The 24,911-nt window shown below is 54.4% G+C and carries 23 protein-coding genes; 14 read left to right on the forward strand and 9 right to left on the reverse strand.

Annotation, left to right across the window (positions count from 1 at the left end):
* Positions 1 to 49: 49 nt before the first annotated feature.
* The 3 genes from GOX61_RS09830 to GOX61_RS09840 are packed head-to-tail and all read left to right on the forward strand — an operon-like array spanning position 50 to position 2,630.
* Positions 50 to 1,156 (forward strand): mandelate racemase/muconate lactonizing enzyme family protein, encoded by a 1,107-nt coding sequence (locus GOX61_RS09830; RefSeq protein ID WP_170333274.1) that lies wholly within the window; start codon positions 50 to 52, stop codon positions 1,154 to 1,156.
* Positions 1,153 to 1,899 carry an SDR family NAD(P)-dependent oxidoreductase gene (locus GOX61_RS09835; RefSeq protein ID WP_170333276.1) on the forward strand — a complete coding sequence of 249 codons (747 nt, stop codon included), beginning with the start codon at positions 1,153 to 1,155 and terminating at the stop codon, positions 1,897 to 1,899. The genes GOX61_RS09830 and GOX61_RS09835 overlap by 4 nt, the downstream gene beginning before the upstream one ends.
* Complete coding sequence (locus GOX61_RS09840) at positions 1,896 to 2,630, forward strand: SDR family NAD(P)-dependent oxidoreductase (protein WP_170333279.1); 735 nt, start codon at positions 1,896 to 1,898, stop codon at positions 2,628 to 2,630. Before GOX61_RS09835 ends, GOX61_RS09840 begins: the two co-directional genes overlap by 4 nt.
* Positions 2,631 to 2,651: 21 nt before the next feature.
* On the opposite strand, the gene GOX61_RS09845 is transcribed toward GOX61_RS09840, so the two are convergent.
* From GOX61_RS09845 to GOX61_RS09860, 4 genes are read right to left on the reverse strand one after another with little or no spacing between them, the layout of a single operon-like run.
* Positions 2,652 to 3,992 carry an NAD(P)/FAD-dependent oxidoreductase gene (locus tag GOX61_RS09845; protein ID WP_170333293.1) on the reverse strand — a complete coding sequence of 447 codons (1,341 nt, stop codon included), beginning with the start codon at positions 3,990 to 3,992 and terminating at the stop codon, positions 2,652 to 2,654.
* The gene (locus GOX61_RS09850; protein ID WP_170333295.1) at positions 3,989 to 5,485 is read right to left on the reverse strand and encodes an aldehyde dehydrogenase; all 1,497 of its coding nucleotides are present in this window, start codon (positions 5,483 to 5,485) and stop codon (positions 3,989 to 3,991) included. Before GOX61_RS09850 ends, GOX61_RS09845 begins: the two co-directional genes overlap by 4 nt.
* Positions 5,486 to 5,488: 3 nt before the next feature.
* A complete protein-coding gene (locus GOX61_RS09855) occupies positions 5,489 to 6,406 on the reverse strand; it encodes a dihydrodipicolinate synthase family protein (RefSeq protein WP_170333297.1) in 918 nt (305 codons plus the stop codon).
* 7 nt (positions 6,407 to 6,413) lie between these two features.
* The gene (locus GOX61_RS09860) at positions 6,414 to 7,124 is read right to left on the reverse strand and encodes a GntR family transcriptional regulator (protein ID WP_170333300.1); all 711 of its coding nucleotides are present in this window, start codon (positions 7,122 to 7,124) and stop codon (positions 6,414 to 6,416) included.
* Between the two features lie 162 nt (positions 7,125 to 7,286).
* Between GOX61_RS09860 and GOX61_RS09865 the strand changes: the two genes are divergently transcribed.
* The 6 genes from GOX61_RS09865 to GOX61_RS09890 all read left to right on the forward strand — a co-directional run bounded on the left by GOX61_RS09865 (position 7,287) and on the right by GOX61_RS09890 (position 13,708).
* Positions 7,287 to 8,357: a quaternary amine ABC transporter ATP-binding protein gene (locus GOX61_RS09865; RefSeq protein ID WP_170333303.1), complete on the forward strand. Its 1,071-nt coding sequence runs from the start codon at positions 7,287 to 7,289 to the stop codon at positions 8,355 to 8,357.
* A gap of 12 nt (positions 8,358 to 8,369) precedes the next feature.
* Complete coding sequence (locus GOX61_RS09870) at positions 8,370 to 9,305, forward strand: ABC transporter permease (protein WP_170333305.1); 936 nt, start codon at positions 8,370 to 8,372, stop codon at positions 9,303 to 9,305.
* A gap of 38 nt (positions 9,306 to 9,343) precedes the next feature.
* Positions 9,344 to 10,333: a glycine betaine/L-proline ABC transporter substrate-binding protein ProX gene (gene proX, locus GOX61_RS09875; protein WP_170333307.1), complete on the forward strand. Its 990-nt coding sequence runs from the start codon at positions 9,344 to 9,346 to the stop codon at positions 10,331 to 10,333.
* Between the two features lie 73 nt (positions 10,334 to 10,406).
* Positions 10,407 to 11,363, forward strand: a complete 957-nt coding sequence (locus GOX61_RS09880) for a GlxA family transcriptional regulator (protein ID WP_170333309.1) — start codon at positions 10,407 to 10,409, stop codon at positions 11,361 to 11,363.
* Between the two features lie 483 nt (positions 11,364 to 11,846).
* Positions 11,847 to 13,058, forward strand: a complete 1,212-nt coding sequence (locus GOX61_RS09885; protein WP_170333312.1) for a GTP-binding protein — start codon at positions 11,847 to 11,849, stop codon at positions 13,056 to 13,058.
* Positions 13,055 to 13,708 carry a DUF1826 domain-containing protein gene (locus GOX61_RS09890; protein WP_170333315.1) on the forward strand — a complete coding sequence of 218 codons (654 nt, stop codon included), beginning with the start codon at positions 13,055 to 13,057 and terminating at the stop codon, positions 13,706 to 13,708. Before GOX61_RS09885 ends, GOX61_RS09890 begins: the two co-directional genes overlap by 4 nt.
* Before the next feature lie 392 nt (positions 13,709 to 14,100).
* Here GOX61_RS09890 and GOX61_RS09895 read toward each other — a convergent pair whose 3' ends face one another.
* Entirely contained in the window at positions 14,101 to 14,958 is an 858-nt protein-coding gene (locus tag GOX61_RS09895; protein ID WP_170333318.1) for a LysR family transcriptional regulator, read from the reverse strand.
* 100 nt (positions 14,959 to 15,058) lie between these two features.
* Here GOX61_RS09895 and GOX61_RS09900 point away from each other — a divergent pair, with 100 nt between their 5' ends.
* Positions 15,059 to 16,075: a permease gene (locus tag GOX61_RS09900; RefSeq protein ID WP_170333320.1), complete on the forward strand. Its 1,017-nt coding sequence runs from the start codon at positions 15,059 to 15,061 to the stop codon at positions 16,073 to 16,075.
* A gap of 358 nt (positions 16,076 to 16,433) precedes the next feature.
* On the forward strand, positions 16,434 to 17,261 hold the full coding sequence (locus tag GOX61_RS09905) for a hypothetical protein (protein WP_170333322.1): 828 nt from the start codon (positions 16,434 to 16,436) through the stop codon (positions 17,259 to 17,261).
* Positions 17,262 to 17,478: 217 nt separating this feature from the next.
* On the opposite strand, the gene GOX61_RS09910 is transcribed toward GOX61_RS09905, so the two are convergent.
* Positions 17,479 to 18,036 (reverse strand): hypothetical protein, encoded by a 558-nt coding sequence (locus GOX61_RS09910; RefSeq protein WP_170333325.1) that lies wholly within the window; start codon positions 18,034 to 18,036, stop codon positions 17,479 to 17,481.
* Positions 18,037 to 18,478: 442 nt separating this feature from the next.
* Here GOX61_RS09910 and GOX61_RS09915 point away from each other — a divergent pair, with 442 nt between their 5' ends.
* Positions 18,479 to 19,258, forward strand: coding sequence for an alpha/beta fold hydrolase (locus tag GOX61_RS09915; protein ID WP_170333328.1), 780 nt, complete (start codon positions 18,479 to 18,481; stop codon positions 19,256 to 19,258).
* 269 nt (positions 19,259 to 19,527) lie between these two features.
* Positions 19,528 to 19,929 (forward strand): nuclear transport factor 2 family protein, encoded by a 402-nt coding sequence (locus GOX61_RS09920; RefSeq protein ID WP_170333329.1) that lies wholly within the window; start codon positions 19,528 to 19,530, stop codon positions 19,927 to 19,929.
* Between the two features lie 46 nt (positions 19,930 to 19,975).
* Here the strand turns inward: GOX61_RS09920 and GOX61_RS09925 are convergent, their stop codons facing one another.
* Positions 19,976 to 21,430, reverse strand: coding sequence for a DUF1963 domain-containing protein (locus GOX61_RS09925; RefSeq protein WP_170333331.1), 1,455 nt, complete (start codon positions 21,428 to 21,430; stop codon positions 19,976 to 19,978).
* 299 nt (positions 21,431 to 21,729) lie between these two features.
* Positions 21,730 to 22,152 carry a hypothetical protein gene (locus GOX61_RS09930; RefSeq protein ID WP_170333334.1) on the reverse strand — a complete coding sequence of 141 codons (423 nt, stop codon included), beginning with the start codon at positions 22,150 to 22,152 and terminating at the stop codon, positions 21,730 to 21,732.
* A gap of 104 nt (positions 22,153 to 22,256) precedes the next feature.
* On the opposite strand from GOX61_RS09930, the gene GOX61_RS09935 reads away from it, so the two are divergent.
* Positions 22,257 to 23,021, forward strand: a complete 765-nt coding sequence (locus GOX61_RS09935; RefSeq protein ID WP_302478282.1) for a helix-turn-helix domain-containing protein — start codon at positions 22,257 to 22,259, stop codon at positions 23,019 to 23,021.
* A 370-nt stretch (positions 23,022 to 23,391) separates the two neighbouring features.
* Here the strand turns inward: GOX61_RS09935 and GOX61_RS09940 are convergent, their stop codons facing one another.
* On the reverse strand, positions 23,392 to 24,906 hold the full coding sequence (locus tag GOX61_RS09940; protein WP_170333338.1) for a malonate--CoA ligase: 1,515 nt from the start codon (positions 24,904 to 24,906) through the stop codon (positions 23,392 to 23,394).
* Positions 24,907 to 24,911 lie beyond the last annotated feature (5 nt).

The following is a 24,911-nucleotide window of genomic DNA, read 5'->3' on the forward strand; positions in this document are numbered from 1 at the left end:
GCTCGCGGACACGGGGGCGGTTTCCTCAATTGCTTTGAAAGATCCAGCCATGAAGATTGCTGAGCTACATATCTACAGCTACGAATTGCCGGTAAAAGACGGCCCTTACACGATGGCAAATGCCCAAGTGTGGTCGCTGAATACGACCTTGGTCAAACTGGTAACGGATACCGGTTTGATTGGTTGGGGTGAAACCTGTCCCGTTGGCCCCACCTACGCTGAATCACACACAAGCGGCGCACGTGCGGCGCTGACAGAGATGGCTCCGGGGTTAATCGGCACCGAGGTTCTGCCACTGCCTGTGCACCGCCAAATGGATAAATTGTTGAACGGTCACAACTATGCCAAGGCAGCGATTGATATCGCTGTGCATGATGCATTGGGCAAACATTTGGATATCAGCGTCGCTACGCTGTTGGGTGGGGCAACGACGGACAGAATACCATCCTATTATGCAACTGGTGTTGGTGAACCGGACGACATCGCAAGACTGGCAGCTGAAAAGGTCGCCGAAGGTTTCCCCCGCTTGCAAATCAAGGTTGGCGGTCGCCCGGTTGACCTGGATATCGAAACCATCCGCAAAGTCTGGGACGTAGTACGGGGTAAGGGTATACGCTTGGCAGTCGACGGCAACAGAGGCTGGACCACCCGCGATGCACTGAGGGTCAGCCGCGAATGCCCTGACATCCCATTTGTGATGGAACAGCCCTGCAATACGATTGAGGATATTCAGATGATCCGCCCTCAAGTAGGTCACGCCATTTACATGGATGAAAGTGGGGTGAACCTGAATGCTGCGGTCACGGCTGCTGGCACTGGTCTGGTCGACGGGTTCGGCATGAAGATTACCCGCATCGGTGGCCTGCAGCCGATGCGTGCTTTCCGCGATCTTTGTGAAGCGCGGAACCTCCCTCACACCTGTGATGACAGCTGGGGGGGTGACATCATTGCCGCGGCCTGCACCCATATAGGCGCGACAGTCCGTTCCGATCTGTTAGAGGGGGTTTGGCTTGCTCAGCCTTACATCGAAGGTCACTACGACACCGAAAAAGGTATCCAAATCAATGACGGGCATATCTCGGTTCCAACGGGAAGCGGGCTAGGCATCCAGCCTGATGAAAGCAACTTTGGCGCACCTGTGGAGTCGTTCGCATGACCGGAAGTAAATTGGACCTTGAGGGCAAGAAAGCCCTGGTTACGGGTGCGGCTGGTGGCTTGGGCATCTCCATCGTCAGCCAGCTAAGGTCCGCAGGCGTTCACGTCGCCGCTGCGGATCGTTCGGTTGCGGATGTCGAGGCCGAAGCGCATTTGCCCGGTGATCTGTTGGATCCAGCATACTCGGACGAATTGCCTAAGGCCGCCGCTGCTTTGCTGGGCGGGTTAGATATCGTGGTCAACAACGCAGGGGTGATCACGCGCGGACCGGTCACCGATACTTCGGATGCAGACTGGTCATTGTCTGTTGGGGTGAATGTCGAGGCTCCGTTCCGTATTTGCAGGGCGGCAATTCCGATCATGGCACAAAACGGTGGCGGGGCGATTGTTAACACCGGCTCGTGCTGGGGATTGAGGCCAGGTGGCAATCACGCGCTTTATTGCATGACCAAGGCTGCCATCGCATCGCTGACGCAATGTATGGGGATGGATCACGCGCATCAGGGCATTCGCGTCAATGCGGTTTGCCCGAACGAGGTGAACACGCCGATGCTGCGCACCGGTTTTGCCAAACGTGGCTTCGATCCGGATACAGCGGTGGCAGAACTTGGACAGACGGTTCCTTTGGGCCGGATTGCCGAACCCGACGATATTGCGGACGTGGTTATGTTTCTCGTGTCCGACGCGTCGCGATACATCTGTGGTTCGCTGGTCGAGGTTAATGGTGGGAAGCCGGTATCATGAACCGGTTTGCTGGAAAAATCGCGCTGGTAACCGGCGGACGCAGCGGTATTGGACGAGCGATTGCCAAGCGATTGCGGCAGGAGGGTGCGCGCGTATTCACGGCACAGCGCGGACCAGAGATGGACTTCGAAGGGATCGAGGCGGACCTTGGCAATCCCGACTGCCCCAGCGCCGTAGTCTCTCAGGTCATTGAGGCAGCAGGTAAGCTCGACCTACTGGTGAACAACGCCGGGATGATGCAGGAATCCACTGTCGAGGATATGTCGGTTGAGGAATGGCAGAACAACCTGATGGTCAACCTGACTGCGCCGTTCCTGATGATCAAAGCAGCGTTGCCATATTTGCGCAAAACTCGCGGCAGCATCGTCAACGTTGGCTCGATTGAAGGGCTGGGAAGTAATCCCGGCCACGCGGCCTATTGTGCATCAAAGGCCGGATTGCACGGTCTGACCCGTGCCGTGGCTGTGGATCATGGGGCCGAGGGTATACGCTGCAACGCGATTGCTCCGGGGTGGATCGATACAGAACTCAACATGAGCTTCATCAACTCCATGCCGGATCCTGAGGCGTTTCGCCGAAATATCGGGGATATCCATCCCGTCGGCCGAACCGGAACGCCGGATGAGGTCGCCGCGCTCGTAGCGTTTCTCGCCGCAGAAGAATCCGGCTTTATCACTGGTCAGGTCTATACTGTTGACGGCGGTCGCATGGCCAAGCTAAGCCTGCCCTGATTGGCTTTGGTTACGCCGCTGCTATTCGTCACCGGCGCGCCATTCTTTCCAACGCAGAACCATGTTGGCCCCGATTTCTCGGAATGGCTGTGGCGGTAGGCGCCTTGGTTTGTCTGCGCCCGCAAAAAACCGAGTGATGTCCGAGCTGTGCCCGCAGGCCATCTCTGCCGCTGCAATCCCTGTCAGAGTACCGCGCGCTGTTCCCAGCCCATTCTGAACACAGCCAGAAAAAACACCCTCCTCGATCTCGCGCGCGACTGAGACACCATTGAGGCTGAGGCAAAGATGGCCCGCCCATTTGTATTCCATCTGTATTCCCGCAAGCTGTGGGAACCTCTTGTCGAATTTGCGCTGCATGACTTTCGTCGCCCGCGCTAGATCGGTCTTGGAAACCTTCATGTTGGGGCGCAAAGTCGCGCAGGTGCGGGTGATGATGCGATTGCCACCCTGTCCGGTATCGATCCGACGCATGGTGGTGCCCATCGGATCCGAAGGAGTCACACCCCAGCGCGATTGTCCACCAAGACGCGACAGATCACCTTCGTCCAACTCCGGCGTCATAACGGCATACAGGAAGAGCTGCATCAATCGTCCCCGTTCGATACCAAAGCTTTCCAGATGGCCATTGACGGTCAACAAGACTGCTCCTGCGCTGACCGAGCCACGATGCGTTTTGACAAGCCATGCATCACCTTGTTTTTCGAACCCGATAACGGCCGAGTTTTCGCAGACCTTAACGCCATCCCCGGACAGGCCGGCACTCAACCCGCGAACGTAACCCGCGGGTTGCAGCATCACGGTACCTGGCGTGTAAAGTCCGGAAACGTAGTGGCGTGATCCGGTCAGTTCATACATCTGCTGTGCGTCCAGCATCTCGCTGGTTTCACGCAGTTCTGTCAGATGCTTGGCGTAACTTTCATTATGTGTCTGGCCAGCCGCACTGGCCGCGCCGTTCACCTTGCCAACCGGATCAAAATAGTTCGGGTCGATCTGGTATTCCTCGACTGCGCCGCGGGCAAATGCGATGGCTTGCCGGTTCAGCGCAATCATCGCCTTGTCGTCCCCCGAACCCGAGTAATCCGACGAGGACAGATCATGAGGCAGGTCGATCATGAAACCTGAGTTGCGGCCAGCCGCACCCTCAGCCACGCGCCCTGCTTCCAATACGACAACCCTGGCGCCTGGCTGCAATTGCAGCAGACGACGGGCTGCTGTCAGACCTGCGAACCCTCCACCAACTACAGCGAAATCGGCTGTTATGTGGGTATCTAACTCTTGTGCCGGTGGCAGGCTGCCCAAAATGGCATTCCAGGCAGCCGCCCCACGATGGACAGGTTGTTGTCGCGCGGAATAGTTACTCAATCCACAGCCTCATCCGCATCATCGGCCAGATCAATCCAGATGGTCTTCAGCTGAGTGTACTGGTCGTGGGCATGCACCGAGTTGTCGCGCCCACCAAATCCCGATTGCTTGTAACCACCAAAAGGCGTGGTGATGTCGCCCTCGCCAAAGCTGTTGACGGTCACGGTTCCTGCCCGGATGGCGCGCGCGCCACGAATGGCGCGTTTAGCGTTTGCAGTGAAGATTGAGGCGCAAAGCCCATACTCGGTGTCATTGGCAATCCTGATGGCCTCATCGAACCCCGAGACTTCGATCACCGACAACACGGGACCAAAAATCTCTTCCCGCGCCAGGGGAGCATCGTTGCCGGGTACTTCGACCACGGTAGCTTCGACAAATCCGTTATCAGCCTTGCCGCCGATTAACACGCTCTCGGCCTGATCCAGAAAGCCGCAAACCTTGTTGTAGTGGCTATCACTTACCAGCGCGCCCATACGGGTTTCCGGGTCCAGCGGATCTCCGATGTTCCATTGTTGGGCGTGGTGTGCGATGCGCTCCAACAGTTCAGCCTTCACATCCTTATGCACGATCAGGCGCGACGAGGCCGAGCAGTTCTCGCCCATATTCCAGAAAGCGCCATTCACCACGTGCGCGGCCACTCGGTCGAGGTTCTCGGCGTCGTCCATCACGATGGCGGGGTTTTTGCCGCCCATTTCCAGCACCACCTCCTTGGCGTTGCTCTCGGCGGAATAGGTCAGGAAGCGTTTGCCAGTGACAGTTGAGCCGGTGAAGGAGACCATGTCGATATCCATGTGCCGCCCGATGGGTTCGCCAACTTCAGCCCCACCGCCAGGGACGATGTTCAGAATGCCACGTGGCAGCCCGGCTTCCATCGCCAACTCGGCCAGACGAAGAGCAGTCAGAGAGGTCTCGGCTGCCGGTTTCACCACCACCGAACACCCCGCCGCCAGAGCAGGCCCAATCTTCCATGCAAGCATCAGCAGCGGGAAGTTCCAGGGCAATACCAAACCCACAACGCCAATCGGTTCGCGGACCACCATAGCGATGTGATCGTCACTGGCGGGCGAGACCTGATCATAGATCTTGTCGATCGCCTCGGCGTGCCATTTCAGGCAATGGATCGTTTCAGGCACGTCCACGGTTTCGCAGTCATAGATCGTCTTGCCACTGTCGATGCTCTCCATCACCGCCAGTTCGCGAGCGTTACGGGTTATCAGCTTGCATAGCCGGATCAGCACGTCCTTGCGATCGGATGGGTGGAGCTTCGACCATCGGCCATCGTCAAATGCCTCTCGCGCCTTTTCTACGGCGAAGTCTACATCCGCCGCGCCGCAGGCCGCGATGTCAGCCAGTTTTTCGCCAGTCGCCGGGTTAACAGTCTCAAAAGTCTCGCCAGAGATCGCCGGGCGGTACGCGCCATCAATGAAAGCGCCCGTGGGCAAGGTCAGGCCGGCAGCGATGGATTTGTATTCGTCCTGTGTCAGCAATTCCATGCCTTAACCCTCCGCCACGATATCTGCGATTGTCTTTTTCAGCACACGTGTCACCTGTTCCAGCGCGCGCTTGTCATCTTTGTTGAGGCCTTTCAGCGGAGGCCGCATCGCGCCCGCTTCGATACCGTTCATGGTCACGCCATGTTTGATGGTTTGAATGAACTTGCCACCCTGTTCGAGTACCCGCATCAGCGGCATCATTGCGGACATGATCCGACGACCCTTGGCGAAATTGCCTTCGATCACGCAGGCCTGATACAGCGCAACATGCTCGGCAGGCAGGAAATTCGACCCTCCACACACCCAAAATGGTGCGCCCCATGCGAAAAACTCCAACGCCTGATCATCCATGCCGCAGCCAAGCTGGATATGGGGATAGTCGCGGGCCAGCAGGTGCACCCGATTGATATCGCCTGAACTTTCTTTAATGCCACAGAAGTTGCGGCTGCGACCCACGCGGTCAAGGAACTCCTCGCCCATCATTGTCCCGGTACGATGCGGATAATTGTACAGCATCACCGGAAGATCGGCGGCCTTGTCGATGGCCAGAGCATTCAGTGCGTTTTCCCGGTCTGTCGGCACTGAATAAGCAGGGCTTGCAAGCAGGATCGCATCCGCTCCCAGTTCCCGAGCACCCTTAGCCAACGTGATTGAATCCGATGTCAGCATGGAGCCGGTTCCGACAACCAGCGGCAGACGTCCCTTCAAACGTTCATGAGTGAAACGAGCGAGTTCCAGGCGTTCCTCTACGGTTTGCGCATAGTTTTCGCCGGTCGATCCCCCCGATATCAGGCCGTGCACGCCGTTTTCGATCAAATAGTCGATCACGTCATTTAACGCATCCCAATTGACGGTTCCGTCACTGTGATATGGCGTGACGATAGGGGTATAGATCCCCTCAAATCTGAATATCGGGTTCATTCAGTCCTCATGCTGGTTTCGATCGAGGCAACGCGCCCATCGGAACGTCCAAGGCCTCGGGCATTACAAACAGTTCGATCTGGTCGCGAGAAAGGTTCCAGTGGTCTTCGGCCAGCTGAGCTGCTGCTGTTTCATCACGCGCTTCAATTGCAGCTATGATGGCGTCGTGCTGCTGGCTGGCTTCTGACAGATTTTCCGACATCTCCGCAGTTTGCGGGCGGTAAAAGGTCATACCAATCCGGGAATGATCGATTAGCAGCCGGTTATACGAGGGTAGCAGATAGATATTCCCCGACATTTCGCCGGTGATCTCATGAAAGCGGTTGTTGGCCAGTGCTCGCTCTTCGCCTGACCCGCTACGCAATGCAGCCTTGAACGCTTCTTGGGACGTTTTGAGCTCTTCGATTTGGTCGGGCGTCGCATTCTGTGCTGCGAGGCGCAAGACAGCCCCATAGATCATAGGAGCGGCGAGAAAGAAGTCGCGCAGCGTCGTATAGGACATTTCAGATACGCGGGCGCTGCGGTTCGTGCGCAGATCCAGATAACCCTCACCCGCAAGCTGCCGGAAAACTTCGCGCAATGGTGTCCGGGACAGGCCAAAGGCGTCAGACAACTGCGCCTCATCCAAATCAGCACCTGGGCGCAAACGTAGAGTCAGGATCGACACCTTCAGGTGCTCTCTCAGCTCATCCTTCCGCTTCTTCGCCTCGTCTTTCATCGCATGTCCTCATGTTGCGTTGCCGGGATGCCAGAATGACGAATCGTGCGGCAAACACAATTGGCGCTCACCGTGTATCTTTCAAAAATACATCTTGTACACAATATAAATTTATGCAGCATACAAAAAAACTGGAGGAGGACAGCGCCGGTGGGCAGCAGCATGGAAGAACCCGTGATCGATTGCCGAAATCTGTGGAAGATATTCGGGAAACACGCCGATGAGGCGATGAAAGCCGTTCAGGCGCAGGGACTTGGAAAGCTTGAGGTTCGGGATCAGTTCAACTGTGTCGTGGGCGTTCAGGACGCGACTTTCACCGTCAATCGCGGTGAAATCTTCTGCATCATGGGGCTTTCGGGATCCGGCAAGTCCACTCTGATTCGCCATGTGAACCGGCTGATCGAGCCAACTTCGGGGCAACTTTTTATCGAGGGCCAGGATGTAAACACCCTGTCTGCCCGTTACCTGCGCGAACTGCGCGCCGAGAAAATTGGCATGGTGTTCCAGAACATGGCGCTGATGCCCCACCGGACGGTTCTGGACAATGTTTCGTTCAGTCAGGAAGTGCGAGGGCATGATGTACGCGAACGTCGCGAAAACGCTTTGCGCGCCATTGATGCAGTAGATCTGAATGGCTGGGATCAGAAATACCCGGACGAACTGTCTGGCGGCATGCAGCAGCGGGTTGGTCTGGCCCGTGCTATCGCCGCCGACCCGGCAATTCTCTTGATGGACGAACCTTTCTCGGCCCTCGACCCTCTGATCCGCCGGCAACTACAGGACAAATTCATGTCCCTATCCGCCGAGATGAAGAAAACCACGCTGTTCATCACACATGATTTGGACGAGGCCATTCGCATCGGTGACCGGATCGCGATCATGAAAGACGGAGCGCTGGTGCAGGTTGGCACACCCGAGGATATCGTGACCAATCCGGTCGACGAGTATGTTGCTGATTTCGTCGCGGGCATTTCCAAACTTGAGTTGATTTCGGCCGGCAAAATCATGGAACCCGTCGAGGCCTTCGAACGCCATAGCGGTCCGTTCGATGCAAGCGACTGGCCCGAAGCGCATCCGGATCATTCGCTGGACGATCTGGTGAACCTGTCGATCTCCACCCAACACCCGGTTGTGGTCAAGGCGGATGGCAAGGCCATCGGGATCGTGACCAAGAACGCCCTGCTGCGCGGCATTCAGGGCGATGTCGAAGACGCCAGCACCCTAAAGCACTGAGGATCAAACGTTATGGCAGATAAGGAATTCAATATTCTAGACCCGTTTTCCTCGGTCGATCTTGGGCTGGCGGAATCGGCCGACGGTGTGAAGCAATGGGCGATTTCCAATCGTGGCATCATCCAACCGATCAAGAACTTCTTCAATGATCTGATAGTTGGCATAGACAACGGTCTGAATGCGGTTCCGCCGCTGATCATGTTGGTCCTGTTAGTCCTGATCGCGTGGCAAGCCGCAGGCCGTCGGGTCGCCATTCTGGTAGCTATCAGCATGACGGTGCTGGGCTTTCTGTCGCCGAATGCCTGGGGGCTGGCGATGACGACGCTGGCGATTGTTATCTCGGCCGTTATCCTGTGTTTCATCATCGGCTTGCCGCTTGGCATTCTGGCGGGCAAGAACGACCGGTTCGAAACCGCGATCCGTCCTGTTCTGGACACGATGCAAACCATCCCTGCCTTCGTCTATCTGGTGCCGGTCGTCATGCTGATCGGCATTGGCAACGTTTCGGGCGTCATCGTCACCATAATCTTCGCACTGCCACCCCTGATCCGACTGACCTCGCTGGGTATTCGCGGCGTGAATGCATCCGTGGTTGAAGCTGCCCGTGCTTTTGGTGCGAACCCCCGTCAGATTCTGTTCAAGGTCGAACTGCCTTTGGCGACACCAACCATTCTGGCTGGTGTCAACCAAACCATCATGTTGTCGCTGTCCATGGTCGTGATTGCATCGATGATCTCTGTCAAAGGGCTGGGTAACGAGGTTTTGCGTGCCATGGGTCGTCTGGATGCAGGCAAGGCGCTGGTTGGCGGCTTGGGCATCGTGATCCTGGCCATCGTCCTCGACAGAATTACGCAAGGCATGGGGCAGTCCGGTCGCGAACGCGGCCATCGCCACTGGTGGCAAACCGGACCAGTAGGTGCCGTGATGCGCGTCTTTAACAAAACCTGAGCTTCACAATTCAACAACACCCTAGGGAGGGAAATTCTATGCTCAAAATCAAAGCGATCGCGGCCTTTGCAGCGACCACAATGCTGACCAGCGTCGCATATGCGGCAGAAAAACCGGGCGAAGGCGTGACCGTTCGTCCGGTGATGGCGCCGTCGGTCGAGGAAATCTTCCAACATCGCATCTTGTTTGCCGCACTCGAGGACCTGGGTTACGAGATCGCTGATCCGCAGGAAGTTGAGTACCAGACGATCCACCTGGCCCTGGGTACCGGCGATGGTGACTTCACCGCCGTGCATTGGAACAAGCTGCACGACACGTTCTATCAGGAATCCGGTGGCGATGACGTTCTGGAAAAAGTCGGTACGCTGATTGACGGTGCGCTACAGGGCTATCTTGTCAACAAGTCGGCTTATGATGCGGGCGTTCAGAATCTTGGCGACCTGAAAGACCCGGAAAAGGCCAAGCTTTTCGACGCCGATGGCGACGGCAAAGCTGATCTGGCAGGTTGCGTGCCGGGTTGGGGTTGTGAGCGTGTGATCGAACATCAGTTGGATGAGTTCGGACTGCGTGACACCATCGCCCACAATCAAGGCGCTTACAACGCCATCATCGCAGACACGATCGCTCGCAACGCTGCAGGAGAAAACGTTCTGTACTATACATGGACACCGTACTGGGTGTCAGGCGCGCTGGTTCCGGGCGAAGATGTGGAATGGCTGGCTGTTCCCTATTCCTCTCTTCCGGATGGGGCCACAGCGGAAACAACCTTTGACGGCAAAGATCTTGGTTTTGCAGTAGACAGTATTCGTGTTGTCGCCACAGATGACTTTCTGAACGCCAACCCCGCGGCAGCCAAGCTGTTTGAGGTAGCCAAGATCGACATCAACGACATCTCAGCGCAGAACAAGATGGTGTCTGATGGCGAAGACGGCTCGGATGATATCGACCGTCACGTCGAAGCCTGGATCGAAGCAAACCGCGAAACTTACAACAGTTGGCTTGAAGCAGCGCAGGCTGCTGCTCAATAATCAAGTCTATCAGCCAAACTGGGATCTGCGCGGGCTGAAGCTCGCGCAGTTTCTTTCTTAGGGTGACGTAATCATGATCCAAACCCAGACGCAGCACTACAACTTCATGCTGGTCGAGGAATTCTCGCATCTGGCGTTTTCCTGTGCCGTCGAACCATTGCGCATTGCCAACCTTGTCAGCGGGCACGAGTTGTACAAATGGACCTTTGCTTCGGAGCAAGGGGAAAAGGCCGTTTGTTCAAACGGATCTGTCACTTTGGTGCATTCAGGGTTCGATCTGCTTCCCAAATGCGATCAGATTTTTGTGCTGTCAGGCATACACATGCGCAATCACGTGTCACGTTCTTTGCTGAGCAGTTTGCGGCGCGAGCGGGCCAAGGGAACAGCGATCGGCGCATTGTGTTCGGGTGCCTGGGTGCTTGCCGAGGCCGGGTTTTTGGATGGCATGCAAGCCGCGATCCATTGGGAATACCATGATGCCTTTATGGAGGCGTTTCAGGAGGTGAATCTGGTCCGCAGCGTTTTTGTGGCTGATGAAAAACATGTCACAGCTTCGGGCGGCACGGCTACTGCAGATCTGATGTTGCATCTGATCGAGCGTGACCACGGCTATGACCTGTCTGTCGCCGTGGCGGATCAGATGGTTTACAACGCGGTCCGGAATGCAACCGCCGAACAACGCGTTTCTCTTCAGTCGCGCAACGGAATGCGGAATACACATTTGGCAAAGGCGATCCAGATCATGCACGATCGCATCGAAAACCCGGTTTCGCCATCCGTCATCGCCGAGCAACTTGGGATTTCAACCAGGCAACTTGAACGTTTATTCGGGAAGTACCTCAACGCATCGCCGAAAAAGTACTTTATGGAGATGCGGTTAGAGCGCGCGCGCCACCTTCTCATACAGACTGAGGCATCAGTAACGGATGTCGCTTTTGCTTGCGGCTTTGAAAGTGCAGGCCATTTTTCCCGCGTATACAGGGCGGCATTTGGCGTAACACCAATGCTGCAAAGAGGACGACTGGATTGAGATACGGCTGTATCTTCGATCAACCCAGATAATACAGGTTCCTGCCTTCGCGCTGTTGCTTACCGAATTTTCGTTTGGCATGCAGCAAAGGCGGTGAACAGTTTTCATCAGGCAATGATCGGGATACGCAAGCAATCCTTGGATTCCGCCGGGTTGGCATCATGCCTCACATGCATAAACTGTTACCTTTTTGGATAACGGGTAAGGGCTCGTTCGACCAATTGAAGCGCCTGGCAGGAGATGGTGGCAGTGAGCCTAACTTCGTCAGCTTTCCACGCTGTATTTTTCTTCTGATCTGGGGGAGTTTAGAGCCCATAGGCTGCTCGAAGACCTTCCAGGATTTGGGCGCAACTCAATTTTCCAGTAAATCGCCCCTTGCTGATTGTTATGCAATAACATAACAAACATGTATGCCGATTGTAGGAAGTCAGATCCCGCGTACCCGACGATCCGTCCGATCCATCCAGATGAGGAATACACTTCATGCTAGACACCCGCCTTCCTGTCACCGTCCTCTCCGGCTTCCTCGGTGCTGGTAAGACAACTCTTCTGAACCGCGTGCTGAACAATCGTGACGGGCGACGGGTCGCTGTAATTGTTAACGATATGTCCGAGGTCAATATCGACGCCGACCTTGTGCGCGCCGATACAGAGCTATCCCGCACGGACGAAACGCTGGTGGAGATGTCCAACGGTTGCATCTGTTGTACGCTTCGCGACGATCTTCTGGATGAGGTCAGGAGATTGGCAACCGAGAACCGGTTTGACTATTTGCTAATTGAATCAACCGGAATTTCCGAACCACTACCCGTCGCTGCCACCTTCGATTTTCGGGACGCCGATGGAAATAGCCTCTCGGATGTTTCGCGGTTAGACACTATGGTCACCGTTGTTGACGCTGTGAATCTGCTAAGAGATTTTTCCAGCCACGACTTCCTGAGTGACCGTGGTGAGGTGCTTGGCGAAGAAGACGAGCGCACTCTGGTTCATCTGCTCACAGACCAGATCGAGTTTGCGGACGTTGTGATTTTGAACAAAATCACTGATGCCGGGCCTGATCGTGTGGACGCAGCACGCAAGATTATCCGGAGTCTGAATGCTGATGCTCAGATCGTTGAGACCGATCACTCTGATGTACCCGCAGATGCAATTCTGGATACCGGCCTTTTCGATTTCGAGAAAGCGCATGAACACCCAATGTGGGCCAAAGAGCTTTATGGGTTTTCGGACCATGTTCCCGAGACTGAAGAATATGGAGTAACAAGTTTCGTCTACCGCGCGCGGCAGCCGTTCGTACCTGAAAAAATTCTGACTGTTCTGAACGGGGAACTGCCCGGAGTAATCCGCGCCAAGGGTCATTTCTGGATTGCCACCCGTCCGGATTGGGTTGCCGAGTTTTCACTCGCCGGCTCTTTGTCTTCAGTCAAACCGCTTGGAACGTGGTGGGCAACTGTTCCGGAAGACCGGCGCCCGGATCACGAAAGCGCCCGCGCTTACATGGAGGCACACTGGCAAGAGCCATGGGGCGACCGGCGGCAGGAAATCGTGTTCATCGGAAGCGGCATAGATTGGCCAACTCTAAAGGCCCGGTTAGACGCAGCCTTGCTGCCCACGCAGGTTGCAGACCGACCCGAGAACTTACCAAACCTGCCCGATCCGTTCCCCCTGTGGCGACGCGCCGAGGCCGCAGCATGAACTATGCTCGTGAGATCATCGAAGATGCCGCAATCGGCGTCGGTGTCGCGGAAACGCCTGAGGGTTTGTCAGCAATCCATCACCCCGGTTGTGCTGCTGTGGTCTGGCGCAGGAACCCTGTGCAGAGCTTTCAATCGTGGATCGACAGAATACCGCCTGAAAACCTGCCAAAAGCGCGATTGGTCCTGCGCCCGGGATCTGTTCGGCAGGCGGTTTCTGAAATATGTGAACTCTCCGGAACTCCTAAAGCCCAAGAATGCGACCGCTTGATTGATGACGTCACCGCGCTGTCGGAGATCTCCGCAGGTTTGATGAGCGCAGAATGGCTGCGCCTGCGCTTAGATGTCGTGACCACGAATGCCTGTCGTAGGTTTCACATAGATGCGGTCACTGCCCGCCTCGTCTGCACGTATCGCGGCACGGGTACTCAATATGGCATCTCCACCGACGGAGATGATCCAGGTCGCGTCTTCACAGTTCCCACTGCTGCACCAATAATATTGCGAGGAACACGCTGGCCTGAACAACCGAGGTCAGGCCTTTTGCATCGCTCGCCACCTATTGAAGGGTCCGGAGAAACGCGACTTGTGCTTGTCCTTGATCCGGTCGCAGATCCTGAGGACGAATTCGACCAAGTCTTGATACACTGACTCAGTAAAGAGACGGTCGTATCGAAACCGATCAGGTGTTGGGAACGGAACTTGGCCCAATGCAAGGTGTTGGAGGTCCAGAATGCGCAGTTGGCGAAGGGCCGCACCTGCAAATGACCGAAAACTGGACACTGGGGTTTTTGGGTTCCGAACTAACCCTCTGACCGCTGGTCAAAAAACCTCGCATTGCAAGGCTGGTGCTTCCACGACGCGGATTCATATCCAAGCAGGTGTTCCACATAACCGAGACACTTAAGTACTTCCTCACCGGCTTGGGCCGCATTTTGTATTGTGGCCAAGATGCTCCTAAAATCGGACCTTCAAGTCCGCCCGCATCAAAGCCATTTCGGCTGATAATTCTGCCCATTACAAATTGCTGTATTCAACCCGGATCAACTCGCGACCCCGAACGCTCTTCGAATTGCATCCGCCATCGCTCCGCAATTCTCGAAATCGATGTTCTGACCATATTCGATCACCAGCTTGGATGCAGGCAGCTTGGGAAATCCGTTCTCGGTGGTCAGTTGCACCATGTCGGCCGTCAGCATGTCCGCATTCAAAACACCAATAGCCACACCCGCCCGAACGGCTGCGGCTACGCCGGTGGCGCTTTCACTGGAATAGACAACCCGGTAGTTGCGGCCGCTTTCAATCAGCGCATTCACCGCCACGTCGCGCCACCAGCAGTCGCGGTCAAACAAGGCAACAGGCAATGGGTCTGCTTCGTGAACGGCATGTGCCCGTGACGTTGCCCAGACAATGTGCTCATCTTTCAATGACTCCATGTTGGGACCCAGCTCTGCAACCTCATGAACCGCGATATCCATTTGCCCCGACGCCAGAGCAGCCGAATACCCTGTACTTAATGAGCGCTGCACGTTGAGTTCGACTTTGGGATTTTCTCGGGCGAAATCTGCGATGATTTCAGACAACAATTCAGAACTATGATCGTCGGGGATACCAATTCGAAGTACCCCGGTCAGTTCCTTTCCGGTCAGTTCCGCAAAGATGTCGTTAAGGTCGCTAACGACCTTTCTGGCAACGGGTTCAAGCTTTTCACCGGCAGCTGTCAGACGCACACCTCGCCCGTGACGCACAAATACGTCTTGGCCCAGAAGCTCCTCCAGCTTTCGGATTTGCATACTGGCGGCAGACTGAGTGCGGTGAATTCTCTCCGCACCCGCCAGAATGCTGCCGGTATCCGTGACAGCAAGAAAGGTCCTGAGCAGATCGCTATCCAGATGCGGCATCGTGAGGTTTCGTGATTTCTTATATCTGTGTCAAAAACTATTCGTTTTTCCGATTTCTTTCAAGTTGCTACCTATGATGCAGCCTTTGAAAGGAAGTGCCATGGCGAACGACAGCGCCCTTAACTCCAGAATCTCTACAGCGAAAATACTGATTGTTGCGGCGTTAGTCTCCGTGGGTGCAATCTCTATCGCCTTTCCTGCCAAAGCCCTCGAAACATTTGAATTTGTAGCAATCAGCCTGCTTCAGGTTTCGCCTCTTGTTATACCCGGCATTCTGATAGCGGCCTGGGTCAGCGCCAGCGGTGCCAGCAGTCGTATCGCCGAGGTGTTCAACGGAAACCTGTTCAAAACAATTGTTGCAGCCTCCTTGATCGGAGCGGTCACTCCGGTCTGCGGTGTCACCGTTCTGCCCTTGATGGCCGGATTGCTGGCTGCAGGTGTGCCGCTTGCACCGGTCATGGCATTCTGGCTGTCGTCGCCAGTCACCGATCCGGCCATGCTGGCTACAACCGCCGCAACCTTGGGGATGAGCTTTGCCATCGGCAAGACCCTCGTCGCGATGGCGATGGGTTTGTTTGGTGGAGGCGTAACTGCTCTGCTCATCAACCGGTCATGGGCGCAGACGGCACTACGCGACAATGCCGTGGTCGGAAGCCTCGGGCGGGTTTGCAAGGCATATGAAATCGAATGGGCTGTCTGGCGGTCACCTGAACATCGCACTCACTTTCGAACCGAGTTCATCGCCATTTCACGTCTTGTCTTGATTTGCCTGATCCCCGCCTTTGCCGCCGAATTTGTTCTTCAAAGCCTGCTGGAGCCCCAAGCTCTTTCTTCTTACGTGGGTGGCGATGTGTGGTGGGCCATTCCGCTGGCGGTGTTTGTTGGCGCGCCTGCCTATCTGGATGGATACGCTGCTTTGCCGCTGACCCGCTCCCTCATGGACCATGGCATGTCATCCGGTGCAGCGATGGCGTTTCTGGTATCCGGTGGCGTCGTCAGCATCTGGGGTGCAATGGCAATCTTTCCAGTGCTGAAGTTGAAGCCGTTTTTGCTCTACCTCTCCCTTGCGTTAACCGGTTCAATGGCGGCAGGTTGGATCTTTGGGTTAGTCGTTTAACACTGCGATGACTGGCGCCCCACAGGAGCACTAAGTGTTCTGAATCAAACCTGATTGCCAGCGCCGCGAAAGGTCGCATTGTTGCGCCCATTCACGATTGGCCGACTAATCCTGAATGTCCGGTTTGCGACGCGCTGCACAAACGAAATGCCGATGTTTGGCCGACGGCGGTGATGGTCTCAAAGAACTTATACAAGCTCACCCTAGAGAATGGCGGCAGCAAGCCCACTTCGACCGGTGAGGCGAAATGGATGAATAATTGCATTTTCAGCATGCGCCTTATCTTCGTCTCAAAGTCAAAATAACGTGCCGGGCGAGCGTAATAGTCCCACGAGCTTGGGTTTTCGGAGACCGTCCAATGCGTGTTACGACCAATGGGGTTATCGTAATTGGGGTGGTAACCATGATGGCAATCATGGTCGCTGCAATCGCGTATCAACAATTCTCTTGGTGGGTTTTCCCCTTCGGATTGTTGTTTCTTACAGTCTTCGCCGGAATCTTGTGGGTATGTTTCTTGGATCACCGCGAAGACAGATTTCGCCGCGCATCCGAAGGTAAATTTCCGGATGAGCCCTGGATGAGAAACAAGAGGTGGCGGACAGACAACATGACGTCTCGAAGCAAACCGGAATTCTGGGGAAGTCTGGCGTTCACTCTTATTTTGGGAGTGTTTGCCCTCTCCGGCATTGTTTCCTTGCAATCAGGACTACCCGAGGGAAACTATTGGGTACTGCTCAACTTCATTCCGATCGCAGGTGCGCTCTACTTCGCGCGCAGCACCTATATTGCCTGGAGAACTTGGAGTCTGGAGCGGCACGTCAACCTGATTTCCGAGACCCGACCTGCATGGATAGGTTCAAAGTTCTCGGCAGTGATGAAAGTGGTTGGTGTTCGGCGGACTGACCAAGTCGAAGCGTGGTTGGAGCACCTGAAAGTCGTACGCCTAGAAGAAAGTGATGGAGTCGCTTTTGAGAAAGTCGTGGATCATAAACTAACAGGTCAGACGGAAGAGATGAGTGGTGGCCAGATAAGAATCTCTGTCGATATCCCCGAAAATATCCCTGCCACTTCTTGGAACGATGATGAGCAAGAAAGCTGGTGGGATTTTGTTATCGTAGTTGGTCTGCCCGAAAAGAAGCTCACTTTGAGGTACGAAGTACCTGTCGCCGACCCAGCACTACATTAACTTTCCAGAACTTAACGTAGCCCGGCCGTTGCAAATGAAAGCGGTCGTTTGGCGGCCGTAAAGAACGGTGGGTTTGTATGCTCACTTGCCATGTGCACCTGGTCCTGAATGACTGGAATCTGCGGTTCGCGACCTACTGCACACGCGAATGACTGATGTCTGATCGACAGCGGCAATGGTCTCAGAGCTGCCCTAGCACTATAGCCGGTTTGCGGCGCTACCATTCAAGCCTTGGCGCATTGCTTACATCGACAGTTATTGCGCTTCTATCGTCAGAAATGCTCCATGGCAAAACCTGAAGGTCCACTTCAGTTGGTCCTTTTCCGACCCTCCCCCAAAGATCAAAATGAACATCTTCGCATGGGTCGTAGAAACCACCCAAGTCTCCTGAAACTGGCCGTACGATGCACCCGTATCCGCCAGTGTTGATCGGACTCACAACAAACCACTCAAACCTCAAAACGCGGTCGGGTTCGATCTCTATCTCTTCGTTAGCCCGCACTTCGTCGAGAAGGCTCGCATTGCTGTTGAACTCGAAACCAAGGAGCTCAAGCGCCTGAACTTTCTGCTCGAAATTTCGTCGCCAGATAATCACTGGAACTTCGTCAAGCCTAAACATTGCAGATTGGCCGGGTTCAAAGTTCTCCACGTCCAAAGTGTAGACAGCAGGCCGTGGAACGCTTGCGACGTCTGCAGAAGGCAACATTGCCTGAAACAGGTAGTAAACTCCGGCCATGACAGTTAGAAACAACCATCCGCCTGTTGCGTAGTACAAGAAGTCTTTTTTCAATTTAGTTGGTAACTGTATTGTGTGATCCGGGTGTGTTCCTGTTAGTCGTGTCGAAGGCTTAGCCCTGAGTCAAGAAAGCGGTGTTACTATAACTGTATTGTAGAACAGCTTTGCGGAGTGAGTTCGGACTTGTGTAGAACACTACGGCTCAGAGCTACCATCGGAAGGCTTGTATCCGGCATAAAGCCGGTCGGTGATGCCTAGAGTCTGGTGAGTGTCGTTCGCAATTTGCGGTGCGCGCAATAAACTATAATGTTGTCCACGGAGTCTTTGGTTTCTTCTTAGCCGCCTATGCCTGCTGCCGAAAACGACGGTTATGACCCCGAGTAACCGGTGCTGCGTTAAGAATGAATGTCGGCTTTGTGTTCAGCACGTCACGCTTGGTTTCGATTTGACAATACCGCGCCTGGGTGGTGACGTTTGCTGGATGACTGGTATTCGACAGGACGTTCGTCAGTATGGAGGCAAAACCTCTCGGGTCGTCGTGCTTCACGGCGGACCAGGGGGCGCGGGCGAGATCGAACCCCTTGCACGTGAGCTGGGCAAAAGAGGCCATGCTGTCTTAGAACCTTTTCAGACCCGTCACTCGGTTGATGGACAGGTGGACGAACTCAAAGCCCAGATCGAAGCACATTGTTCGCCACCTGTATCTCTTATCGGATGGTCTTGGGGCGCGTGGCTTGGATGCTTGTTTTCTGCACGCCACAGAAGTTTGGTGCACAATCTCATCCTTCTGGGCAGCGGGCCGTTTGAAGCGCGTTTTGCCTCTGCTATTCGAACGACGAAAAACTCCCGTTTGACGAATAAGCAGCGGTCGGAACTGAACATGCTTGGCGCTTCGGAAGGTAGCATCGAGGACGTTGCAAGGTTTATCGAACTCAGTGATCTGGCAGATACCTATGCGCGTGACTCATCATCCCCTCCAACCGTTGTTTTTGATGGCGAAATTCACTCAGCGGTCTGGCGCGAAGCGGATGAGATGCGCACTAAAGGCTCACTGCTAAAGGCCGTTGCGGCCATTCAGTGCCCCGTCCTCGCAATCCATGGCGATTATGATCCAAGACCATCGGAAGGCGTTCAGCTTCCTTTGAAGATGGCGCTTCCATCGGCGAAGTTCGTCGAACTTGAACGTTGCGGACATAAGCCATGGCAGGAAATTCATGCCAAAGATGAATTCTACCGATTGATCGATAACGCGATTATCTGAACCACTTCGCAGCAGAAACTCGTGCTGAGGCAGCGATAGTTCACTTCATCCGCATCATAGCTGTTTGTGAGTCAAACTGTTAACTCCGGTATACGCCTATTGCGGCCTGCCGCGCCGAGAGAATACGCTGAGTACAACTACCGATCGATTTGGGTTTGGCGGGCCTACCCTAGCTTGCAACAGAGAACAGTGGCCGTGGCCTATGTTGACTTATTCTGAGCTGCGGCTGACGATTCAACCAAACAAAATAGCAAATGCGAGAAAAGCTAATGGCAAAAAGTCTCGATGATCCTTCCGCTATCGCCGCACACTTTGTTAAAGCCTTCGATGTTGCGGATCGTGATCGCATCGTCGCATGTTTGGCCAAAGATCTCGTAGCCGAAATAACCCAACCCGATGGCAGCACCAAACAAGTCCATGGGCGAGACGGATACATGAGATCCATAGACGCAATGGATATCGCAATAGTTCGCCCAAGTATCAAGGCGACGCAAATCGCGCCTGTTTCTTCCGATCAGGTGATGGCGATGGTTGAAATTCGAGCGAAACGCAAAGGCCGGACACTTCACAATTTTGCGGCCTTTCTTATGTCGGTCAGCAAAGGCCAGATCACACGCATTTGGATGGTTGAAGCCCTACCCGCCGAAAGTGATTCATTCTGGAAATCCTAACCAACAAGAACGAAAGCATTGGCGCGAGTTTTGAAACCCAAATAAGCTAGTTTGTTACTTGGACACTCAAGTTCGAGAAATCCCCTCTTTTCAGGTCACGCTTCTTGATTGTGATCACCAGATTATTAACGTCTCCGAACATCCAACCAATCAAATCGCTCGAAGGCAATTCGAGCAAGGTTACTTCCTGCCGGCTGTTGAACTGGTGAACATAACCCCATGGCGTATGGCCCATACCCCCCATTTCATGACGGGCTTGGGCAGCCCAAACCTCTTCGCAGTCTGAAATGAGTGCGTCGGGCAATTGCTCGTCCTGCTGAAAATAAGGGGCCTTCGCAGCGTCTAACAATTCACTTTCAAACGAATAAATCCAGTTGGGTGACGCTTTTGGGTCATGTGTCGTGAGAGGTAACTCAAATACCTTCACACCTTCTTTCATGCGTTCAACGTGAGAAATTGTCCACGGCGGTGTCTTTACATACATCCAAGTCAGTTGACTCAGCTCAGTCGTAAACTGCGAAATTTTTTCCTGTGAAAAATCGCCGCTTAACGCCATCTTGTCCACTTCAGACTTTATCGCCTTTAGCTTTTTGACAACTTTGGGTCCATTCTCAGACCGAAACTTAAATGATTCAATTAAAGCGAAATGATTTTCGTAGTCGAAAGTCATCTTTGCAATTTCATCAATTGGATCACCGTTCTTTTTTGCCTGCTCAACACGCCTTTTCATTGCTTCGATACTTTCGGGCTTCAAATGATCTGGCAGGTCGCCAGTGGCGATCATCGATTCTACAAAAGAGAGCGCCTTATCGATCATCGTCTGAGTCGATGGCCAATCGAATGGCAACCGGTGCTTTTCAACGATATCATGGCGTTCTTTGTAGCGTTCGTTGGTGATTTTACACCGACCGTATAAATGCGGATCATCCTGCCCCAGTCGAACAGGCACGATATCCACCGGCCAACGTGTAAAACGCCAAGTGCGATTTGGGGCCCGTCGAGAGTGGTCAATTCCCAGAATGTAACACTCTTGATCGACTTCAGGTGAGGGAACAAAAGGACCGGCTTGATCGAAGTGAAGTGCCGTTAACTTAAAGCTCACGGGATCAAGAAAGATCGCAAGCCAACCTTCGCGTGGACCAAGCCCTTGCCAAAGATCTTCTGGCAACTTGCCACAATTGATTTGTGCCAAAAGCTGCGTTGGGGAATCCAGTATGGGCCAGCTCGTCCCAATGGGCAAACATGCCCCCCCGCCGATCCAACCTGCCGCTGCATCAACGTCCCGCACTGGTACTTGAGGTACCAGACGAACAGATAGTGGCTCGTTGCCACGGGCCGCGCGCAAATCCGCTTCATACTGAATTTGTGACAACATATCCGAGGCTGCGTTGGCGACGAAATTTTCGCCTTCATCAGATTGCCTTTGAGTATTGCGCTTACGGCCAAGTGTTTTTCGGAAGAATTGCCTTAATTGCGATGTTAGAAATTTTTGCTCAGACACTATACTTATTCGCCTCCGCCCAATCCGCTCATAAGTGGTTGATCGTTTCGCCAACCTGCTCGAGCAACCTAACGCCAGGGTCGGGGTTCGTCGAGCAACATGAGCTATTGATTAGTGATCTAGACGAGACTCAAGTTGGTCAGGTTTCAAGTTCAGCGGCAGTGATGGGCTCTGTTCTTCCACTGGGATTGATGCGGCATCCTTTTCCATTTGTGCTTTGACCCACAAAACGCGGCCCAAACATGCGTCGATACAGCCCTCCTGCCAGTGACACGATCGACACGAGCAAAGGCGTCTGGCTAATAACTGCTACCGTCACTTTGAGGTCGGCTAGTCAGCAGGATTAAAAGCAGGAATGAGAGATTCAGCGCAACATTAACCGGCGCCCCCACCAACACAGAGCCAGCGCTGTCTGTACAAAACCAAACCCACGCGGTGATCTTTGCCACTTTGGCCGCCACAGTAGACGACACGGGCGCGACATAGGTTCCCAAGGCCCACTGCATCGCTCCCAACCCGGCGGTCAGTCCGCCGACAATTGCAAGCAACAATGGCGATGGGACCACTATATCAGATGGAACAGAATGGATCGGCCAATACGCCACTGTCAGAAAGATCTGAGCAATTACGTGCAAAGCTGGTAGTGCGGTCAGTGCAAACAGAACTCCGGTGACAATCAGAATTGTGCCGGACAGGCGCATGGCGGTTTGTTGCGGGGTCATGACATCCTCCTTCAGATGATGTCTTTCATGCGGCTGACGCTGGATAGAAATCAATTACGTTAGAGGTAAGTGATTTCTGTTCACACGGTTGCTAAACTCGACCGATGACTCCGTATCCCAGTTTGCTGAAAGAATGGCGGAAACGTCGGCGAATGAGCCAACTTGATCTGGCGACCGAAGCCGATGTGAGTGCGCGCCATATTTCGTTTCTCGAAACCGGCCGGTCCCGACCCAGCCCGGATATGATCCTACATCTGTCGGACGTCATGGATATTCCTGTCGATGCCAGAAACCAGATGATGCGAGCGGAAGGATTTGCCGCTCGGTTTGCCACGACCCCCCTTGATGACAACGCCATGGTCCCAATCCGCGATGCGGTTGAATGGACGCTAAAACGGCATGAACCGTATCCAGGGATGGTGCTGGATCGGGTCTGGAGGATCGTCAGGTTGAACAGATCCGCCGAAGTGCTTTTTGCGCCACTTGGGATCGAAATCGGGCAAAATCTGCTGACGCTTGTGACGAATCCGGTCATGGCGGAGCTTGTAGAGAACTGGCCCGAGGTCGCCCATCATACGATGCTACGACTGCGCTCGGAAAGCGCGAATGCCGGCGGGTTGCCTGAGTTGGACGCGGCCGCAAGGGCGCTTGCACCATACGCGAAAACTCACAGGGACAGGGCCATTGGGCCAACGGTTCCTGCGGTCTATCGCTTTGGAAACCAACGGGTTTCTATGTTTGGCACCATCGCACAATTCAGCACGGTCACGGATGTGACGCTTGACGACCTGAAGATCGAGCTGTTCTTCCCCTCTGACGAAGCAAGCGCTGCTTTTCTTCGGTCGATTTCCGCTTCGGGAGATGGTTGACGGGAGTTAATCGAGCGCCCGGTTGCAGCAGCACTCATATTTCTCGGACTGATGATAGTTGTTTGCCTAACTACGAACACCGGCAGTGTGTCAGCAAGTTATTCCTGTATTGAGGCAGATGTTCGGCGACATGTCAGAATATGATGTGACCATCGCCGGTTTAAAACGCCCATGCAACTTGCACTGAGCATGCAGTGACACGGTCTCCATCCAGAGAAACCGCAACAAGGATGTTCATATACATTTCGTTGCAAGCCCCTGCCGAGAGAGCAATCAACGCCTCGAAGACATAGATTTCGGACCTTCAGGCCGTTGAAGTTTAGCCCGCAGCAATATCGAGAAGAGAGCTGTCGGGCTGGGGAGTGTTTTCTTACGCTTCCACGAACATGTCTTTGTATTGATCACGCAGGATGTTCTTTTGAACCTTGCCCATGGTGTTACGTGGCAATTCATCCATCAGGATCAACTGGCGGGGGTGCTTGAATCGAGCGAGGCTGTTGCATACTGCAGCCTGCATTTCTTCAAGGTTGGGGGCCTCACCCGGTTCAGCCACAACCACACCAAGAACCGTTTCACCGAAGTCCGGGTGGGGCACACCGACTACCGCACTTTCCAGCACTCCTGGCTGGTCATCCAGCACAAGCTCAATTTCCTTGGGATAGATGTTGTAGCCGCCAGAGATGATCAGGTCCTTGTTGCGGCCAACGATATGAACATAGCCATCCTCGTCGATCCGGCCCAGATCACCTGTGATGAAGAACCCGTTTTCACGCAGTTCAGCGGCGGTTTTTTCGGGCATTTGCCAATAGCCCTTGAATACGTTTGGCCCACGCACCTCGATCTCGCCGATCTCACCCTGTGGAAGGCCATTGCCATCAGAGTCGCAGATTTTCAGTTCGACCCCCGGCAGCGGGAAACCCACCGTACCTGCACGGCGCTCACCTTCGTAAGGGTTCGAGGTATTCATGTTGGTCTCGGTCATACCATAGCGTTCGAGGATGCGATGGCCGGTACGATCCTCAAACTGCACGTGTGTTTCCGCCAGCAGCGGCGCGGAACCGGAAACAAACAGACGCATATCCGCAGCCAGTTCCCTGGTGAACCGGTCATCATCCAACAAGCGGGTGTAGAAGGTCGGCACACCCATCATTGTAGTGGCTTGCGGCATCCGCCCGATGATCTCATCAAGATCAAATTTGGGCATGAATACGATGCTGCTGCCAGCCGCCAGTGTGACATTGGTCGCCACAAACAGCCCGTGAGTATGAAAGATCGGAAGCGCGTGCAGCAACACGTCATCGGAAGTGAAACGCCATTCTGTGACCAACGTTTGTGCATTCGACAACAGATTGTTCTGGGTCAGCATCGCGCCTTTCGACCGGCCCGTCGTGCCCGAAGTATAGAGAAATGCCGCCAAGTCTTCACCGTCACGATCAACGGTTTCAAAGCTGGCTGGCATTGCTGCGGCCTGATCCATCAGTGAACCCGAGCCATCGGCGTTCAGCGTTTCGACCTTTGCGCCCAGTTGCGCGCCGACTGGGGCTAGCTTCGTTTCGTTTCTGCTGTCGCAAACGATCAAAGAAGCACCGCTGTTTTCGATGAAATAGGTCAGCTCATCCACCGTGTAGGCAGTGTTGAGCGGCAGGAACACCAGACCGGCTTGCGCACAGGCCGCATAGAGCGCCAGCGCTTCGGGCGATTTCTCGATCTGCGCCGCGACCCGGTCGCCGGGCTTCAGACCTAATTGGGTTGCCACGTGCGCTATCTGAGCAGCTGTACTCAGAAAGTCCTGATGCGTGATAGTTGACCCGTCAAGCAGGTGCAAAAAAGGTGTGTCTCTACCAGCATGAATGCCAAACAAACCGTCATAGAGAGGATTGGCCATAAGGT

The sequence above is a fragment of the Ruegeria arenilitoris genome, assembly GCF_013030265.1.
Lineage (GTDB): Bacteria > Pseudomonadota > Alphaproteobacteria > Rhodobacterales > Rhodobacteraceae > Ruegeria > Ruegeria arenilitoris_E.

Excerpts from the sequence above, each read along its gene's own strand:
- GOX61_RS09830 (WP_170333274.1), top strand. The coding sequence starts at position 50 with ATGAAGATTGCTGAGCTACATATCTACAGCTACGAATTGCCGGTAAAA.
- GOX61_RS09835 (WP_170333276.1), top strand. The coding sequence starts at position 1,153 with ATGACCGGAAGTAAATTGGACCTTGAGGGCAAGAAAGCCCTGGTTACG.
- GOX61_RS09840 (WP_170333279.1), top strand. The coding sequence starts at position 1,896 with ATGAACCGGTTTGCTGGAAAAATCGCGCTGGTAACCGGCGGACGCAGC.
- GOX61_RS09850 (WP_170333295.1), bottom strand. The coding sequence starts at position 5,485 with ATGGAATTGCTGACACAGGACGAATACAAATCCATCGCTGCCGGCCTG.
- GOX61_RS09855 (WP_170333297.1), bottom strand. The coding sequence starts at position 6,406 with ATGAACCCGATATTCAGATTTGAGGGGATCTATACCCCTATCGTCACG.
- GOX61_RS09860 (WP_170333300.1), bottom strand. The coding sequence starts at position 7,124 with ATGAAAGACGAGGCGAAGAAGCGGAAGGATGAGCTGAGAGAGCACCTG.
- GOX61_RS09865 (WP_170333303.1), top strand. The coding sequence starts at position 7,287 with ATGGAAGAACCCGTGATCGATTGCCGAAATCTGTGGAAGATATTCGGG.
- GOX61_RS09870 (WP_170333305.1), top strand. The coding sequence starts at position 8,370 with ATGGCAGATAAGGAATTCAATATTCTAGACCCGTTTTCCTCGGTCGAT.
- proX (WP_170333307.1), top strand. The coding sequence starts at position 9,344 with ATGCTCAAAATCAAAGCGATCGCGGCCTTTGCAGCGACCACAATGCTG.
- GOX61_RS09880 (WP_170333309.1), top strand. The coding sequence starts at position 10,407 with ATGATCCAAACCCAGACGCAGCACTACAACTTCATGCTGGTCGAGGAA.
- GOX61_RS09885 (WP_170333312.1), top strand. The coding sequence starts at position 11,847 with ATGCTAGACACCCGCCTTCCTGTCACCGTCCTCTCCGGCTTCCTCGGT.
- GOX61_RS09890 (WP_170333315.1), top strand. The coding sequence starts at position 13,055 with ATGAACTATGCTCGTGAGATCATCGAAGATGCCGCAATCGGCGTCGGT.
- GOX61_RS09895 (WP_170333318.1), bottom strand. The coding sequence starts at position 14,958 with ATGCCGCATCTGGATAGCGATCTGCTCAGGACCTTTCTTGCTGTCACG.
- GOX61_RS09900 (WP_170333320.1), top strand. The coding sequence starts at position 15,059 with ATGGCGAACGACAGCGCCCTTAACTCCAGAATCTCTACAGCGAAAATA.
- GOX61_RS09905 (WP_170333322.1), top strand. The coding sequence starts at position 16,434 with ATGCGTGTTACGACCAATGGGGTTATCGTAATTGGGGTGGTAACCATG.
- GOX61_RS09915 (WP_170333328.1), top strand. The coding sequence starts at position 18,479 with ATGACTGGTATTCGACAGGACGTTCGTCAGTATGGAGGCAAAACCTCT.
- GOX61_RS09920 (WP_170333329.1), top strand. The coding sequence starts at position 19,528 with ATGGCAAAAAGTCTCGATGATCCTTCCGCTATCGCCGCACACTTTGTT.
- GOX61_RS09930 (WP_170333334.1), bottom strand. The coding sequence starts at position 22,152 with ATGACCCCGCAACAAACCGCCATGCGCCTGTCCGGCACAATTCTGATT.
- GOX61_RS09935 (WP_302478282.1), top strand. The coding sequence starts at position 22,257 with ATGACTCCGTATCCCAGTTTGCTGAAAGAATGGCGGAAACGTCGGCGA.
- GOX61_RS09940 (WP_170333338.1), bottom strand. The coding sequence starts at position 24,906 with ATGGCCAATCCTCTCTATGACGGTTTGTTTGGCATTCATGCTGGTAGA.